Annotated in this window: 21 protein-coding genes; 1 reads left to right on the top strand and 20 read right to left on the bottom strand. The window is 51.0% G+C overall.

Annotated features, from left to right (window positions below; translation table 11 throughout):
* The first annotated feature begins 17 nt into the window (after positions 1-17).
* Positions 18-653, top strand: coding sequence for an N-6 DNA methylase (locus tag O1721_RS23840; RefSeq protein WP_000074431.1), 636 nt, complete (start codon positions 18-20; stop codon positions 651-653).
* 52 nt (positions 654-705) lie between these two features.
* Here the strand turns inward: O1721_RS23840 and O1721_RS23845 are convergent, their stop codons facing one another.
* The 20 genes from O1721_RS23845 to O1721_RS23940 form a co-directional block, all read right to left on the bottom strand.
* Positions 706-978, bottom strand: a complete 273-nt coding sequence (locus O1721_RS23845; RefSeq protein WP_000703827.1) for a helix-turn-helix domain-containing protein — start codon at positions 976-978, stop codon at positions 706-708.
* A gap of 48 nt (positions 979-1,026) precedes the next feature.
* A complete protein-coding gene (locus O1721_RS23850; RefSeq protein ID WP_001207227.1) occupies positions 1,027-2,208 on the bottom strand; it encodes a ParB/RepB/Spo0J family partition protein in 1,182 nt (393 codons plus the stop codon).
* Between the two features lie 3 nt (positions 2,209-2,211).
* Positions 2,212-2,997 carry a ParA family protein gene (locus O1721_RS23855; RefSeq protein ID WP_001151305.1) on the bottom strand — a complete coding sequence of 262 codons (786 nt, stop codon included), beginning with the start codon at positions 2,995-2,997 and terminating at the stop codon, positions 2,212-2,214.
* Positions 2,998-3,170: 173 nt separating this feature from the next.
* Positions 3,171-3,482 carry a hypothetical protein gene (locus O1721_RS23860; protein ID WP_000380893.1) on the bottom strand — a complete coding sequence of 104 codons (312 nt, stop codon included), beginning with the start codon at positions 3,480-3,482 and terminating at the stop codon, positions 3,171-3,173.
* The gene (locus O1721_RS23865) at positions 3,464-3,913 is read right to left on the bottom strand and encodes a hypothetical protein (RefSeq protein ID WP_001053910.1); all 450 of its coding nucleotides are present in this window, start codon (positions 3,911-3,913) and stop codon (positions 3,464-3,466) included. The genes O1721_RS23860 and O1721_RS23865 overlap by 19 nt, the downstream gene beginning before the upstream one ends.
* A gap of 13 nt (positions 3,914-3,926) precedes the next feature.
* Positions 3,927-5,171 carry a DNA-methyltransferase gene (locus O1721_RS23870; RefSeq protein WP_000098294.1) on the bottom strand — a complete coding sequence of 415 codons (1,245 nt, stop codon included), beginning with the start codon at positions 5,169-5,171 and terminating at the stop codon, positions 3,927-3,929.
* Positions 5,164-5,526 (bottom strand): hypothetical protein, encoded by a 363-nt coding sequence (locus tag O1721_RS23875; protein ID WP_001258026.1) that lies wholly within the window; start codon positions 5,524-5,526, stop codon positions 5,164-5,166. The genes O1721_RS23870 and O1721_RS23875 overlap by 8 nt, the downstream gene beginning before the upstream one ends.
* A gap of 2 nt (positions 5,527-5,528) precedes the next feature.
* Positions 5,529-5,771, bottom strand: coding sequence for a hypothetical protein (locus O1721_RS23880; protein WP_001096360.1), 243 nt, complete (start codon positions 5,769-5,771; stop codon positions 5,529-5,531).
* A gap of 434 nt (positions 5,772-6,205) precedes the next feature.
* A complete protein-coding gene (locus O1721_RS23885) occupies positions 6,206-7,144 on the bottom strand; it encodes a ParB/RepB/Spo0J family partition protein (RefSeq protein WP_000268394.1) in 939 nt (312 codons plus the stop codon).
* 116 nt (positions 7,145-7,260) lie between these two features.
* On the bottom strand, positions 7,261-7,806 hold the full coding sequence (locus O1721_RS23890; RefSeq protein ID WP_000435225.1) for a hypothetical protein: 546 nt from the start codon (positions 7,804-7,806) through the stop codon (positions 7,261-7,263).
* 2 nt (positions 7,807-7,808) lie between these two features.
* Positions 7,809-8,378 (bottom strand): hypothetical protein, encoded by a 570-nt coding sequence (locus O1721_RS23895; RefSeq protein WP_001256126.1) that lies wholly within the window; start codon positions 8,376-8,378, stop codon positions 7,809-7,811.
* An 11-nt stretch (positions 8,379-8,389) separates the two neighbouring features.
* Positions 8,390-8,953 carry a hypothetical protein gene (locus tag O1721_RS23900; protein WP_000004671.1) on the bottom strand — a complete coding sequence of 188 codons (564 nt, stop codon included), beginning with the start codon at positions 8,951-8,953 and terminating at the stop codon, positions 8,390-8,392.
* The gene (locus tag O1721_RS23905; protein WP_000988988.1) at positions 8,946-9,374 is read right to left on the bottom strand and encodes a hypothetical protein; all 429 of its coding nucleotides are present in this window, start codon (positions 9,372-9,374) and stop codon (positions 8,946-8,948) included. Before O1721_RS23905 ends, O1721_RS23900 begins: the two co-directional genes overlap by 8 nt.
* Positions 9,371-9,718 (bottom strand): hypothetical protein, encoded by a 348-nt coding sequence (locus tag O1721_RS23910; RefSeq protein WP_000039129.1) that lies wholly within the window; start codon positions 9,716-9,718, stop codon positions 9,371-9,373. The genes O1721_RS23905 and O1721_RS23910 overlap by 4 nt, the downstream gene beginning before the upstream one ends.
* 11 nt (positions 9,719-9,729) lie before the next feature.
* Positions 9,730-10,863 (bottom strand): hypothetical protein, encoded by a 1,134-nt coding sequence (locus tag O1721_RS23915; RefSeq protein ID WP_223369384.1) that lies wholly within the window; start codon positions 10,861-10,863, stop codon positions 9,730-9,732.
* 44 nt (positions 10,864-10,907) lie between these two features.
* A complete protein-coding gene (locus O1721_RS23920; protein ID WP_000757530.1) occupies positions 10,908-11,102 on the bottom strand; it encodes a DUF2997 domain-containing protein in 195 nt (64 codons plus the stop codon).
* Positions 11,103-11,150: 48 nt separating this feature from the next.
* Positions 11,151-11,543 carry a hypothetical protein gene (locus O1721_RS23925; protein ID WP_000018404.1) on the bottom strand — a complete coding sequence of 131 codons (393 nt, stop codon included), beginning with the start codon at positions 11,541-11,543 and terminating at the stop codon, positions 11,151-11,153.
* Between the two features lie 61 nt (positions 11,544-11,604).
* Positions 11,605-13,068 carry an AAA family ATPase gene (locus O1721_RS23930; RefSeq protein ID WP_001280522.1) on the bottom strand — a complete coding sequence of 488 codons (1,464 nt, stop codon included), beginning with the start codon at positions 13,066-13,068 and terminating at the stop codon, positions 11,605-11,607.
* Positions 13,069-13,141: 73 nt separating this feature from the next.
* Complete coding sequence (locus O1721_RS23935; RefSeq protein ID WP_000434070.1) at positions 13,142-14,074, bottom strand: hypothetical protein; 933 nt, start codon at positions 14,072-14,074, stop codon at positions 13,142-13,144.
* Positions 14,075-14,635: 561 nt separating this feature from the next.
* Positions 14,636-15,133: a hypothetical protein gene (locus tag O1721_RS23940; protein WP_000062185.1), complete on the bottom strand. Its 498-nt coding sequence runs from the start codon at positions 15,131-15,133 to the stop codon at positions 14,636-14,638.

The raw sequence follows: 15,133 nt of genomic DNA on the forward strand, positions 1-15,133 counted from the left end.
AACAAACTGGAGCGCTTATGTCACCAGAAACACAGCAACTTACATCCAAGGCTTTATCTCTCATCGAGCAGTCCCGATACAGAATGGGCACATCTCGGTTTGTTGAGGCCTTTATTGACCAGTGGGCATACTTGCAGACTGGCCTATACCCAGCCAAGGAGGAGATCCCGGAAGAACTTCAGCCGGTCGCCTTCGAGCTCTCTCACGTCCTGTCTGCCGCCATTAAGCGCGACCCCACCAGCGATGTTTTGGGTTACGTCCTAAGCATGTCTGGCTTCCACAAGAAGGGCACCAATTACTTCCCCACTCCTCCAGAGATTGGCCGCTTGATGTCACTCATTGTTGGCTCACAGTCTTCGGCAGACTTTTATGAGCCCTGCTGTGGTTCTGGCATCAACGCCATTCACTGGATGGAAAACCTGATCGAGAACCACGGTCCCGAAGCATTGAGAGAAGCCTCAATCTACCTGGAAGACATCGATCCGTTGATGGTGAAGTGCTGCATGATCCAGCTATTCCATTATTTCGAGTCCCGCAATACCACTCCCAAAACGCTGAGTATCGTCGGCATAGACACCCTTAGCAGACGAACCAAGAACATCGCCTACTACGCCGAAAAACCTCCAGCAACCGCCGCTACCGTGGCAGCATAAAAAAACCCGCCGATTGGCGGGTTTTGCATTCAATGCGCTGCTCTATGGCACCTTACAGTTTTCCGTACCGGTTCAAGAACGAAGACCTGTCTAAGATCCCCCAGTCTGTCAGCATGTAGTAGCCGGTGGCACCTCGTTCGCCGGTAGACTCCCTGACGAACAAGATATTCATTCCGAACTCATCACGCAGGGCAGACAACTGTCTCTTGATCGTTGATTCAGGAATATTTGTTGCCTTGTGAAGGTCTTGGAGACTTGGCTTCTCCGTTTTAGACAGGGCATTCACCAAAGCAAATTTTCTTTTCATGTCCTGTGAGATCTTCATATTCACCTGTTCTTGACAGGCCCAACCTCTTTGGCTGGGCCTCCTTTATTAGCCTTCGACACTCAGGAGTTCAATGTCTGACACAGGCACATGAACATGCTTTTCCTTGCCTTCGCCATCGAGCGTTTTAACCCAGACAGTAGACGGAACCAGAGCAACACGGTCGGTCATGATGACTCCACGTTTGGTCTCGCCATCCAGGTTAACGTTGACAGCAAAAATCAAACTGTCAGCCCGGACGTTCTTCCATTCCTTGTCCTTCGGCAGAGGAGGAAGAGCATCACCGCCTTCTTCATCTTTGTCCTTGCCGCTGTTATCTGGCTGCTTGACAGGATCTTTGTGCTCACCCTCTTCATCACGCAAAGGGTCTTCGTCATCATCGTCCTGACCATTGGAATTTTTACCCCCTTCCAGTTCCTCCTGGGCAAGGTTCAGGTCGTCATTCCCGGTTTGTTCCGACGTACCATCCCCACCCGAGTTGAGGGATTGCTCGTCGGTGTTGCCAGCGCCAAGCTCATCATTCTGGTGGGAGCCAGTCAGTGGGCCTTTTTCCATTTCGTCTTTGATACGTTTGGCATCATTCAGCAGCTCACGGCTTTGTTTACGAGTAATCCCGTCAGACATAGCCACCGCGCAGACGGCGCGACATCTTTCTTCATTCAGATCGAACAAGAGACGAAGGTTATTCAAGGTCTCTGTATCAGAACATACTTCATTATCGTATAACTCACGCACACAGTCAGGTAGCTTGAGCAACGACAGATGCGTAGATACGAAAGTGATATTCTTACCGAGCCGATCAGCAATATCCTTTTGCTTCCAACCTTCTTCAATAAACAGGTTTAACGCCTCGGCAATCTCTACCGGAGTCAAGTCATCCCGCTGGATGTTTTCGATCAGCTCACCAGCAGTCTCGTCCAAATTGTTCTGGACCTTATCATTCACCACCAGGTCAATGGTCTCGATACCAGCGTGTTTACACGCTCTCCAACGCCGCTCCCCTTTTTGGATGACGAACTTGCCTTCTTCATTCTTCGGGAACACGATGATCGGAGATTGCTGCCCTTCGGTCAGCAAGGTTGCCGCCAGCTCTTCAATGTTACGGAAGCGCTTACGAACCTGGACCTTGGATACAACGTCGTCAACAGGTACGGTAAGAACCTCTTTGCCTTTCTTGCCTTTGGCGGCTTTAGCAAGTTCGGACAGGCCTTTTAAATTGTTCAATGCCATCGCTTAGCCCACCTTCTCTAATAGTTCTTCCAACACCGCCTCAACCTCTTTGGCCGCGACATGTCCATAGCGAAGCTCCCAGACAGGGATGCCATCAGTCGTCGCCGTATCGAGCGGAGGCCGGTGCATAATTTTGTTCTCAAACAGCAGATCCGGAACTGTGTTCTCCAGCGACTTGAGGGCTTTGTCGTGATTGACAGAGCGGTCCATGTCGTTGATCACGATGCCCAGGATCTCCAAATTTTGGTTGTATGCCTCGCGCACACCAATAATCGTGTTCAGGAGACCTTCTACGCCGTCCACAGCGAAGCCAGAGAGCTTTACCGGACATGCCACATGGGTAGACATCACCAACGCTGCCACCAGCTTTCTGCCGAGGCTAGGCGGACAATCAATCAGCACGTAGTCGTAGTTCTCAAACAGCTCAGCCAAATGGCGAGCCGGATTCATGGCTTGGTCAAGAGGCACAGCCTCCATCTCAAACAGATCCGGGTCATTCTTCGGCGTATGAATGAGGTCTGCACCGCAAGGGCAGTGCATGACCTCAATGCCGTCCAGCTCGTAAGCGAACAGCTCTGCGGTTTTGGTTCCAGTGAGGATGGGCTCGTAGTCACCATCCTCAAGCTCTCGTCTGGGGGCCAGTCGAGAGGACGTGTTCCCCTGACCATCCATATCCAAGACCAGCACTTTCTTTTTCTTCTGTAACGCCAGATAAAAGGCCTGCTGGATACAGAGGGTACTCTTACCCACTCCGCCTTTCTGGTTGGCGAAGCTGATTACTTTTGCCATACCCACCTCTATTTTGGTTTCTCGCAGGTGATCAAGACCACCCCCAAACTTTCACATGTGAAAGATTGTAGCGATCATAAAATGATACTGCAATATCTAATTATGGTTCTGTTAAAACAAACTTTAAACAAAAAAACGGCCATGAAGGCCGCTTATTGACAAGGTTTGTGCTGTCAGCGCAATTGATTTGCTGCTCCAAGCCCATTCGCCAATAACTGCATCGCATCGTTGAACAGCGCGGAGCCCCGTTCCGGTGTGAGCAATTCCGGCATATCTTCTCGCGGCCAAGTACCGGCTACTTGAATGAGCAAACTGGCAGCCCAGTGAATCTGCTTTTCTTCACTTTCATCGGCCAGAGTGCATACGACGGGGAAACCGTACTTACGCCCCCAGCGACTCACCTCTTTGAACGATACCAGCTCAGGCTTTTGCAAATCCCGGCTGTAGGCCTCAGCTATCATGTGGTTCAGTTCTTGAGTGTCCATTTATCCCCCTTAACAGTTTTTTCAAATTCTTCCTCAAACATCGTTTTTAATGTGTTTCGTATCTCTTCATCCTGGATGTCATTGACATCAAAGCTGGTAGCGACAGCCTCACTTCCAATGCCACAGAGAACATAACCCCGGCCATCAGGACCAGTTTTAAGAGGCACAACGGGAAGTGGTGTATTGGGACACACTCCAGCAATGCCCGGAGAAATAATTGGCCCCCCGCGAGGAATAACCCAATTACCGATAAACCCCCAATCAATTTGCGTCGAGATGGCATCAGGCTGGTATTGCTCACCCCAAAAGTTGATTGCTGCCTGCTGATGTTGTTTACCGGCATAGTAGATATATCCGGCCACAAGAAGCACGGAGAGGACAAAAATAATTGCCAATTGGCGCAAGACTCTTGCGATAATACTTAAATTCATGGGCATTGTTCTCTTAATTCAACGCTCCCCCGCCCACTGCTGCTATGGCCGGGTTCATCCAAAATCCATCAAAGCCGGTGAACATTTCCGCCTGGGTGCGAATGTACTCAAGAATGATGTCACAGGCGATCCAGCGCCGGTTATTCCTTTCTGCGGCCAACCCGCTCTTATTCGACCCACTGAACGGATCAACAACAAGGTCGCCCTCTTCCGTCAGAAAGCGGATAGCCATTTCAGGTATGTCTGTTGGGAACATTGCCGGGTGCGGTGGCAACCCCAGTTCTCTAGCGATTCTCCGAAGCTCCAGAGTATCCGCACAACGGTGGCCGCGCTGGATAACGTTTTTCGGTATCCGTCCTTCCGTGACGTTAGAGAATGCGTTCCCTCTCAGTCGATATGCCCCGTCACCATAACTGACCACTCTGTTATCACCGCCTTGGGCCATCAGCTTCTGATGTTTCTCTGTATGAGGGATCAGGACCCTTCTGTTGTCAGAACGCACCCTGTCAGGGTCGTTGGTGAACCAATAAACAGGCTCCCACCCGGCACACAACTGGTAACGGTTCACACAAGCCCAGTGGGTCGGACTTGGTGGTTTTGACAGGTTGATCCACGGCCATCTATCCATGAGAGAGAGCCCAAGCCGATCATGGAGCGCCAGCACCATTCGCTCAACGTAGAGAGATCTGGAGGGGCTCTTGGCCTCGAATATGTCATTGCTGACATTCAGGACAACGCTTCCTCCTGGCACCAGGTTCTTGACTATCGGTTCGAGTGCCTGAGTAATGAAATCCACCCATTTGGCTTCATCAACGTTTCCATAGCCACGCTGTATACGGAGCGGGAACGGCGGAGATGTCACACACAGATGCACCGGCTCATCGAGGTCAGAGAAAAAGCTCTTGTTGTTTGACCACACCGCCAGCCCAAGATTTGTTGAATAAGCGACCAGTCGAACGCCACCTAGCGCTTCATGCAGGCCCTTCTTGGTTTTGCTTGAGAGCTCCCAGACACCCCGCTCGCCGTCCACCTTCTGGAGAAGGTTCATCGACTTGAGGGTTTGCTGATACCAGCGTATCTGTCTTTTCAGCTTGCTCCGCTTGACCTTTGCCTTGCCAATTTCACTTTGTTCATTCAGAGCGCTTTTCGGGATTCCAGCGAGCTCTGCCACCGAATCGTAGAGCTCCTCATTCGATAACGGCTTATCGGCCTTGGCATACGCCTCTTGGACATGAAAGAGTTCTAGCTGGCTACTCATCATGCCCCTCCGTACCCTGGAATATGTCATTGAGCACAGAGGTCGCCTCGGCGCTCTTTACATCATGCTCGGTGTAGAAAGGCCACCAGGTTAATCCGCCACCTTCAAACCATGAGCAGCGGAACTGGATTGTCTGATCAGGAAGGACTTTGAACTCGACATGCTGGGGTTTGTCATAACGGCACATTGCACCAAGGTCTAGGCCAAACTTTTCTTTAACCAATGTGGATGACATCGACCCCTGGCTCAAACCTTGGCTGTTAACCCAATAGACCCGGTTGACAGCACCAGCAATACCGAAGAATAGGAAAGCCAGTATTGCCCCGGCCTTCAACCATACAAAAACACTTCTCACAATTATCCTTCCTGCTTTACAAATGGGTCTCTGCCATCGAGAGGCTTTGAAAAAATAGCCCCCGGCTCAGACATCGCCGCCTCGACCTCGTACTTGTTAAAAGTCTCCGTCCACCAGCTATTCATCTGGTAAATCGTGATATTCAGAATTGAAGCAGCCTTGCTCTTACTTGTGGCCGCAACGACAGTTCTGAACTGCCCCTCGGCCCCATAAGTGATCCCGCCATAAACCTTCAACTTCGCCACTATCGTTTTCTCCACCCAAATATGTCTCTCACGTCCCGCACACAGAAGAACCAACTTACCCTTGGCAGGAACGCATCGACTAACACACCTAAGGCGATAACAAACAATGGCGCCATCAGGATGAAGCCCAAACGTGCAACGGTCCCATATATACCTGCACAGATGAGCAAGGCTGCGATGACAGAGCAAACTAGCTGATGCTGACGCCTCAGTCTGGCTAGTTCAGACGATTTCTTGTCACTGTTCATCATCGAGCTCCGCGAGCTGAACACTGACACTGGCTGCCGCTGGAGGGGAAAACTGTACTGTCAGTCCGGATTCAAGCCTGATAGAGGAAACCACCAGCGTATCTGGTCCGGATGACGCCGGTACGACCGCAACAATGGTTCCCCCTTCCAGCAACTGGATGGCATCCTCAACAGTACAGCGCCCCATTACTGATTACCCGCCAAATCCAGCTCTTGCTGGTCTTCATTGGACTCGTCAGTTTTGGGCTCCAGCTCCGCCAGCTTGGCTTTCAGCTCCTGAAACGCATCAACATCTTCCCGGCTCAGGGTAAGGGTGAACGTTTCACCGTCATCGTTCGGCTTGATGTTGTCCAGACGACTGGTAATAGAGCTCACGCCTCGGTGCATGGCTTCAACCACCTTTTTGCCCAGGCGGGGACCTTTCTCGACAGACTTTTTGGTCAGTTTTTTCGGGGCCTTCTTGCCGTCATTGCCACTGGCCTGTTCTTCCTGCGCCTTTTTCAGGATCTCAACAGCGTTGGTGCCGTGCTCGTTGTAGAGCTCCTGAGCGTAGGTGGCAGCCACAGAGCCTTCCTGAATCATCCGTTTCAGTTCCAGAGGCATCTCCAAAAGGGCACGGGCGATACGAACGTGCTCAGCCGAGCGGCCAACACGTTGGGCAATCATCTGGTCGCTCCACCCCCAGTTTGCAAGCCGAGCGTAGATCACGGCTCGCTCAAGTGGAGAAAGAGGGAGCCCATCGTTGCTGGTGGCGATCAGAAGGCTCTGTTCGGCTTCATCGCCCTTGTGCTCTACGACCTGCACGAACTGGATGTCGGCACCTTCCTCTATAGCAAGCAGGATGGCGCGGCGACGGCGATGACCTTCACGGACATACACCTTTCCGTCGATAACTTTGACGATGATCGGCGGAACATAGTCGCCACGCTTGTAAGCATCGGCCAGCACTCGAATACCAGCTTTGATGTCCGGGCGCTCGTAGTAGTCCTCGCAGAAAGCGCCACGGGTGTTAAACCCTTCTTCCTCCAGCAGAAGCTGAGGAGAGATAGTGAATCCATCCCCTTTTTTCAGTTCTTCGGGGGCGGTTACGCCTTTGAGAGCGCGGAGTGAGTTGATAACAGCCATTCGTTGGTTCTCCTTGTGACTTGCTCACTTTATAGCATCACTTTTTGATACTGTAAACAGGGCGGCATAAAAAACCCGGCGCTTTACAGTACCGGGTTCTCTCTTCCTTCTCACCACTAACTTGCTTTGACTTTGAGCAACCTCAGCGCCAGCATGGCCCATTGCAGATATGCTTCCAGTCGTTGCTGGTACTCTTTCCCTGGTGGGCGTTGACCTTCCTTGTGGGCTATCGTCCTCTCGATACCGGCGAGGCTCTTTCTCAGCTCCAGGTTCCTGCGTATTCCCACCATTCTCTGTCTTGCTGATTCAGGAGACAGACTCCCAAGTCCAAAGAGGGGCAGTTGTCTGTAGTCCTGTGTTCCCAAGTTAATTTGGTTCCACGCCATTGCTGCTTGCCACGGTCGTTTCTGGATTTGTTGGATCGCCTTCCCACAACCCAGGCAGACCATATTCCAGCGCACAGGAGGACCTATAACCTTCTGCATTTGCGCCCGGCCATGACAACTATCGCAGGCTGCCACAGGAACGCTGAGCGGGTCGTGGTGCCCATAGGCTACTGTTTCAGTCTGGCTGTAGTGTTCATCTGATTTGAGCTCCGCCAAGAGCTTCTCACGCTTCTCTTTTGCGTATTCGAGGGTTAAGCCTTTTCTGATTTGTTCCATGTTCAGTCCAGAATGATTTTTCTCTTGTCTCGCTTGGGAGTGCCTTGTTCTTTCTGGTCCGATGTAGAGCTGATGACTTCTGGCTCTTTGGCCTCGCCCCTTTGTAGTTCGTCAATACTCCCCAGCTCTGTTCCACCGTGTCTTATCTCACCTTGATCTCTATGCTCTCTGGTTGAACGACGGATCTCTTCCGAAACTCCACGCAAAAACCCAATCACATTGGCCCGGAATGTACGTCTCTTCTCCTCTATCTCAAGCAAGTAACTCAAGTAGAAGTAAAACGGTATCGAGACGAACAATGACAAAGGGAACCAGCCTTTTTCGCTGGCAGAAACAAAGAGTCTCGGCTCAAACATTTTCATGGCGAGGGTCGCCATTAGCACAGAGATAACTACTGGAGTCACCGCCATCAAAAATCGGGAATGAAGGTACGCCATCCAGACCCCAGCGACTAAAGCTGTTAGCGAGAGGAACATAGCAACAACCAACGGGCTCGCATCAATGGCGATTAGCCCTATCTGGACGATAATGACGAAGCAAAGAAGCAATATTCTGTATAAAAATGACCGCATTCCAACCCACCTCAATCCAAGATAATCTTGCGCTTATCTTTCTGAATTTCGATAGGCTGCTCCGGTTCACTCAGAACACCCTCTGACGCTTTCAGAACTTGAATACTTGGAAAGCCCTTCCCTGCTCCTGCTTTTCTTGGTCTCTGCTCTGTTACCTCAATCGCTATTTCATCCCCCTCCCGGAACTGCGGGTAACAACCAGCGCGGTTGGCATAGCGATTCAACGACATTTTGAGCAGCCGGTATTTCTTTGGGCAGGTTATTTGTACTGACGCATCAGAGCTGCAAGCTGCGTCAAGCCGCCGGAAAAATTCCTCCGGTATCCCCTTTACAAGGAGCTCGCTCAACTCATCCATAGGCCTTGAGCCGGTTGGCATCGGATATGGCAACCTCCGGTATTCTCTGTAGATGTACCGCTTGATGACGATATGAAAGACGAATGCGGCAAAGCCCCACAAAGGGCCATTAAGGAGCCCCGCAACGATAAGTAGCACCGACGGGAAGGGAACCCCTACGAAACTCGGCAGGATTTTAATCTTTACCATCGGCGTTGACCGACGCACACTCTCACTCATTTGCTGACCCTTTACGTGCAACCTTGTACTGCACTTTCAGATCGTAACCATCCACTTCCTGATGAAGGACTTTCACGGGGACACCTTCAACGGTCCCCAGGTACACGCTCAGCTCAACTTCCGGAACATCGTCCCTGAGACCCAGTACATTGCGCCACCCAGTCGATGTCTTCTGGCAGTGAGCGCCCACCCTGTCATGCCGGTAGTAAATGTCTTTGTTATCTCCTTGGCAGATGAAGAATCCACTAACCTGCCCCGTCCTTAACACCCACTTGCGGTTGTGGAAGGTAGCTTCTTTCTCCACCTCAGTGGACTTGTCTATAGCCACCTGGCTTACCACCAGCTCTTGTGCGGACAAATCAGACACAAGGCCTATTACCAACGCGGATAACAGCGCGGCCATAGCCGCCCGTGTCATCATACTGCCGCCTCGTGAGTGGCATCGGCAAAGAATTTGCCTTGTTTGTAGATCTCGTCCTTCTCGAACGAGATAGCATCCGCACGACTGCTGAATGGTCCATAGCTTTTACCGTCGATCAGCACCTTCCACTGGCAACGCCAAACACGAGTCCATGCCGCAATCTTTGACTCGTCTGAACAAAGTCCGCGAATAACATAGAACGCAATCATTAGAATGCCGCTCGTCGGCACGATGCGCGAAACCCTTGTTTTACTGTATTCCTGCACTTCAAGGCCTTTGAAGGAAACCTCATCGGCAAACCCGCAGACCTCACCATTTTTGATTACGATGCGCTTTTTGCTCATAACCTACCCCACTAATCCAAAATAATTTTGCGCTTGCCTGGCTGTACTTCGATTGGCTCTTCCTTTTGCACCTTTGGTGCCGGAGCTGATGAGCTGACAACCACCGGTTCTCTTTCTGGGTTTTGTTGCTGGCGCTCACGGAGTTCATCCACTGAGGGAGGCTCATTGCTTGGTCGTTCAGCCCTTTCAGCACGTCGGGCTTCTCTTAACAACTCATCAATTTCGGAGTCGCTCCGGTTGTTCATAAAAGCTCTATAGGCAAAGAAAATCAGCACCGGCACTATTGCCACCAAGAAGAAAGGAAATGAGCTTCCGCTATCTTCCACTGGCTTGGTACTGGCCGCGCCTGTATCGAACATGGTACGAATAACCGTTGGCGCGGTCATGATCATAATTGCAGGCATTATCCCCATCACAATTCCTGATGGGCTCTGCCTCATAATTCCACTAGCAACCCCAAACACCAGCATCAACCCCGCTATGACTTTGACGAAAGAGCTATCCATTAGACCGATCATGGAGTCACTTACCTCCTCGAACGGACTTTGAAACGCACTGGTATTGCGGTCGGTGTCTTGTGCAGCACCAATCTGCTTGGGAGGTTCACTCTTTGGTGCAGTCTCTATGGATAGCGCTGGTGGTTGGCTGGCAACCTTCTGCATTTCACCATCTTGCTTAACCACCCCCAGGTCCTGAGTTTTGACGTGCGTTTGTGCTGGTGGTGCTAACTGGTATTTGACTGCCAGGTTGTTCCCGTGGACTTCAATGGTTTGCAGGGAGATGGGTTTACCTTCCAACTTGGTCAGAGCTTCTTGGAGCGGTAGCTCCTGAGCATCAGTCATACCGCCCATAAAGCCATTGAGCCCGTCATCATGGACGCGACAACGCAGCCTTCCCGAATAGCTACGGTATTCACCTGGGCAAACAAAATAGCCGCCCTGAGGGCCATCCAGTTTGCGCCATTTATTGCTTTTGAAGGCCTCCACTTTGGTCACAACTGGCTGACCGTCATGGTAATCAATGACCGTTTTGCTCTCCGGGCCAGTGTCCTCTACCTTCTTGCTGCCTGAGTCATCTGAGAGCATTTGCCCCACCATTACGCCAGTCACAAAGTCACTGGCAAAGGCCGCAGGAGCTGCGACCATGAGACCAACCAGCAAAAGAAGGGGGACGCGCCCTGTCCTTCTCATCACCATTCGTTCTGTTCCGTTTCGTGCTGGGTTTGACCAGCATTGAAGTGGTACTCGGGTTTCAGCTCTTTTTCTTCGACTTCGAGCTCTTCCGGGCGAATACGCTGCTCCAGCGCTTCACAGGTCTTACCCTGAAACCCCGTGAAATCGGCAGCAATCTTGCCGCCCTTGATCTTGATGTTTACCTTTTTCACTTTGTCACCTCGTCGTTAAGTTCAACTAATCTGATTGCCTTGGCGCTATTACCAAACAGCTTCCTCAGCTTCCAGTTCCAAAGTGCCATCGTGATGCTGCTTCACCGTCACGCTGAAACCTTCCTCTTTCAACTGCTGCTCGTAGTGGAAGGCAATGTAGCGATCCTGCACCTTGCTGCTTGCCTGCTGCGTCCAGCGGCCATAAGAGCCGTAGTTTTCCTGGTACTGCTCCCAAACACCGTTTTTTTCCTTGTAGCCAATCCGGTGCTCCTTGTTGTTCTGGTCGATCAGAACAATCGGGTATTTCTCGAAGGTGTAGCCAGCGCCCACGCGGTATAGCTTTTCGTTTTCAACAACGACGCCAACTCCCTCCAGAGCCTTCAACAGCAGCTCTTTGTCTTTGTAGGCGACCTGCACCTTGCCTTTTACGATATGGCTCATCTCATCACTCCTGAGTTGTTTCGGGGGTCATGCCGTGTTCCGGCATGACAAAGTTAATCGCTTAGTCCTCGATGGCGAGTTTTCGTCCAGAGCCATTCTGCTCTTGAACATCGAAGTTATTGGCCGGATAGAAGCCTTGATCCCGCAAACTGCGAATCTGGTTGATGTCTTCTCGGCGAGTTTCACTGGTCGGGGTAATGCGAGTGACCGCATCCACCAGCGCTTCATTGTTGAGCTCTTTGTCCTGAGCGTTCGCCAGATACATCGCGTCAATGACGGCCTGTTCAATCTCTGCCCCGGTGTATCCCTCGGTGGTACGCAGTAGCGTAGGCATATCGAACGCGGCGATGTTGGCCTTCTGCTTGGCGAGGTGGATCTCGAAAATCTTCTGGCGCTCAGCCACACTTGGCAGATCAATGAAGAATGCTCGGTCCCAGCGGCCAGCTCGCATCAATTCAGGAGGCAGCGACTGAACCCGGTTGGCCGTCGCCACAATGAAGATCTTCTTCTTGCGCTCTTGAAGCCAGTAGAGGAAAGAGCCCAGCAGGCGCTTGGATACTTCGTGTTCGCCATCGGCATTACCAAAAAACTTCTCCATCTCGTCAATCAACACAACAACGGGTGCGATCTGCTCAATGGTCTGCAATGCACGATTGAACTGGCGCTCGGTTTCACCGAGATACTTACTATAGAAACGGCCCATATCCAGGCGAACCAAGGTAGTGCCAAGTACACCGGCAGCGGCTTTTGCCGTCAGCGATTTACCACCACCAGGTACACCGGCCAGAAGGACACCTTTTACCGGAAGGTCTTTGTCCCAACCGGCTTTACGTATCTGGAGAAACTCCTTGAGGTTTTCGAGCCCACCGACATTCCCAATATCAATGGCCTCAAGCACATCGAGGCCGACATCACGCAAGATGTGAGCTTTTTCTTTTCGGATCTCGCCCAGGTATTCTTCACCCTTGAATTTCAAGTAAGCGGAATAGGTGAAGACGTTCTTCATCTGGGTGTGTGACAAGCCCAGGGCGTGGTTTGCGATGACAGCACGTTCGTTGCTCTCGAAGACTCCACCATCTTTCACGTTATCTTCACAGGTCTGGAGCAGTTTCAGGATTTCCTGATTGCTCATAGCCGGGAGATCGATGTGATAAACGAACTCTTCATTGAAGACGTCTTTGCCAGCGATGATGTAGTTGATCCCCTCATTCTCCAGATAGGTCAGTGATGACTTGAGGGCTGGGAGTGTTTCCGGGTTTGCACGTTGTCGGTCGAAAAAGAAAGTGTCGAACACGACAACACCGTTTTTGGAGGACTTCTTGGACTCGTCCACCATTGCCTTCATCGTGCCTGGATCGGGCAGCTTCTTGAATGGCATCACAATAAAGTGCTTGCCGACTTTCTTTGCAATGTCAGAGAAAACGCTCTCTGCACGGCCCAGCTCAAAAGTGCTAACGTTGATGACTGGAAAGGACAACTTGATTGGAATCTCAAGTTTGTCCATTTGCTGTGTAATATCGCTCATCGCTTATCCTTTAAATAAATTTCGACTTGTTGATCACCTCACATCATAAGTTCATTTTATGATGCTGTAAATATCACCTTCCAACTCTGTAGCTGTTCACGGCGGACTCAACGCGCTTGACTGACACGTCTATACCATTTGTCACCAGCAACTCATGCACTTGGCAACAGGCCTGTTGTTTTAGGCCAAAGAACTCTTCGTTAACACGGGCATACTCTGCTGCCGAATTGGAGGCGGCTCGTCTTAGATCTGGCATCAGAGATTCAACGCGAGACTCTACTTTGTCCAGAGAGGAACTGGCAGACGACAAGCTGAACAGCGAGAAGACGCTCCCAAAGTCGAAACCATCATTCAAACCGGCAAAGTCCATACCCAGATCGATAAACTCAGTTGCCATTGAGTGGTGCAGTGAGCCCACAATGTCACGATGATCCCCCAGCGCATTTGCGAAGGCTTTCACAGCTCTCTTCGCATCGTCTATTTCACTGCTGGCCGAGGAGTTTGACATCGACGACATGACGGAAATGCCCTTGTTGTCAGTCACAAGGTCGAGAACCTCCATTGTTTGTGCTGATGAAATACTGGAAGAGGCCTCACTGATTTCACGTAAGGCTTTTTGCCCCATGTCCACCAGTCGCTTGTTGCTCTCGTGGAGTCGAGATGCGGCGTCAAGCCTATCTTGAGCTTGGGTGATTCGTTCCAGAATCTGGCTACCGTCAATCGCTTGCTTCACGGCCCGAGAAACCAATCCCTCTTTGAGCTGGTCTCTCCCACGGCGCAAATACCGCAAATCGCTGTTATGGCCTTTTAGTGCTGAACGTATAACGGCGATGTCTCGACGAAACTGCCAGAACGTTATAATTTTTTGCCAGATCCCCAACTGAGCACGCTGTTGGCAAAGAGCTTCGTACTCTGCACCTTTCTCTTCAACCTGGCTGAGAGCTGCGGTAATCCTGTCTTGATATTGCCGGTCGTCAGCCAAGTAACTTTGAATTGCTTGTTCCATCCCGTACCCCAAAAACTTTCACATGTGAAAGTTCATTCTTTCTTTGTTCTGCCAGTACAAAGTATTTTGCCTTAGAACGACCTCACACCCCGCCCCTGCTCACGCCCATTTTGGGCAATTACAGATTCAGCATTTACAGGCTTATAATGTGATGCCGTAATAGACAAATAAAAAACGGCATAGCCGTTTTTACCTTACTTTGCTTTGCTCCGGCCCCCGCATAGTGCATTACCAATGCGTGATGAAAAATCCTTCCATTCTGGACTGTTCCGGTAGTCATCCTGTCCAGTTGCTTGTTCCTGGCTGGTCGATGCGAATTGATTGAGAGCATCCGGGCACGAAGAGCAGACCCCGATACCTTCCACTCTATTCACGCGAAGCCAGTGACACGGTTGACCGTTTTCAACACAAGCGTGATCATCGGTGCATCCGCACCCTATACATTTAGCAGTGAGCATAAGCGCCTCCCCAAGTAAATTAACAACATCATAGTATCATTATGTGATACTGTAAATATTAAAAAGAAAGCGGCCATAGCCGCCCTTCCGAAGTAATTTTCCTTTAGTGGTTGTCTTGGCCCTGTTTCCAAGCGACGAATGCCTGCACTAGCGGTACGCCATCATCACTCAAGGCATTCCCTTCTATCCATCCGCCTCGTATGACGACAGACTGCCCTGATTCCAAGCCAAAAGGTTCCCACTCAGAAGCCACCGGGGAACCGTCCACCAGCAGGTCGAGATCTTCAATCCATTTATCCCGGCCATCCAGAGTTTTCCAAACTGAGTCATCGACCCAAAAGGCCTTGATTTGTTCTGGTGTGGCATTGGTCCAATCGTTGTCTTTCCCGTCAGCAAGTGAAAGTACAGAGTCAACCGTTTGCTGCCAGTTCGGCCAATCTTCTTCGACAACAACGCAAGTAAGCGAGCTCTTGCCATTTGCTCTGCGGCCATCATCAACCTTCCGGATCAGCCTTTCCAGTGTCGCCAGCTCCTCATCGCAGAGCACGGCCTGTGCATCGCTTATCTTTGCCACGAAGTAACGTGCTTCAAGCATCGACAT

The sequence above is a fragment of the Enterobacter cloacae complex sp. HYC033_NIDB genome, assembly GCF_056673335.1.

Excerpts from the sequence above, each read along its gene's own strand:
- O1721_RS23840 (WP_000074431.1), top strand. The coding sequence starts at position 18 with ATGTCACCAGAAACACAGCAACTTACATCCAAGGCTTTATCTCTCATC.
- O1721_RS23845 (WP_000703827.1), bottom strand. The coding sequence starts at position 978 with ATGAAGATCTCACAGGACATGAAAAGAAAATTTGCTTTGGTGAATGCC.
- O1721_RS23850 (WP_001207227.1), bottom strand. The coding sequence starts at position 2,208 with ATGGCATTGAACAATTTAAAAGGCCTGTCCGAACTTGCTAAAGCCGCC.
- O1721_RS23855 (WP_001151305.1), bottom strand. The coding sequence starts at position 2,997 with ATGGCAAAAGTAATCAGCTTCGCCAACCAGAAAGGCGGAGTGGGTAAG.
- O1721_RS23860 (WP_000380893.1), bottom strand. The coding sequence starts at position 3,482 with ATGGACACTCAAGAACTGAACCACATGATAGCTGAGGCCTACAGCCGG.
- O1721_RS23865 (WP_001053910.1), bottom strand. The coding sequence starts at position 3,913 with ATGAATTTAAGTATTATCGCAAGAGTCTTGCGCCAATTGGCAATTATT.
- O1721_RS23870 (WP_000098294.1), bottom strand. The coding sequence starts at position 5,171 with ATGAGTAGCCAGCTAGAACTCTTTCATGTCCAAGAGGCGTATGCCAAG.
- O1721_RS23885 (WP_000268394.1), bottom strand. The coding sequence starts at position 7,144 with ATGGCTGTTATCAACTCACTCCGCGCTCTCAAAGGCGTAACCGCCCCC.
- O1721_RS23890 (WP_000435225.1), bottom strand. The coding sequence starts at position 7,806 with ATGGAACAAATCAGAAAAGGCTTAACCCTCGAATACGCAAAAGAGAAG.
- O1721_RS23895 (WP_001256126.1), bottom strand. The coding sequence starts at position 8,378 with ATGCGGTCATTTTTATACAGAATATTGCTTCTTTGCTTCGTCATTATC.
- O1721_RS23900 (WP_000004671.1), bottom strand. The coding sequence starts at position 8,953 with ATGAGTGAGAGTGTGCGTCGGTCAACGCCGATGGTAAAGATTAAAATC.
- O1721_RS23905 (WP_000988988.1), bottom strand. The coding sequence starts at position 9,374 with ATGATGACACGGGCGGCTATGGCCGCGCTGTTATCCGCGTTGGTAATA.
- O1721_RS23910 (WP_000039129.1), bottom strand. The coding sequence starts at position 9,718 with ATGAGCAAAAAGCGCATCGTAATCAAAAATGGTGAGGTCTGCGGGTTT.
- O1721_RS23915 (WP_223369384.1), bottom strand. The coding sequence starts at position 10,863 with ATGGTCGCAGCTCCTGCGGCCTTTGCCAGTGACTTTGTGACTGGCGTA.
- O1721_RS23925 (WP_000018404.1), bottom strand. The coding sequence starts at position 11,543 with ATGAGCCATATCGTAAAAGGCAAGGTGCAGGTCGCCTACAAAGACAAA.
- O1721_RS23930 (WP_001280522.1), bottom strand. The coding sequence starts at position 13,068 with ATGAGCGATATTACACAGCAAATGGACAAACTTGAGATTCCAATCAAG.
- O1721_RS23935 (WP_000434070.1), bottom strand. The coding sequence starts at position 14,074 with ATGGAACAAGCAATTCAAAGTTACTTGGCTGACGACCGGCAATATCAA.
- O1721_RS23940 (WP_000062185.1), bottom strand. The coding sequence starts at position 15,133 with ATGTCGATGCTTGAAGCACGTTACTTCGTGGCAAAGATAAGCGATGCA.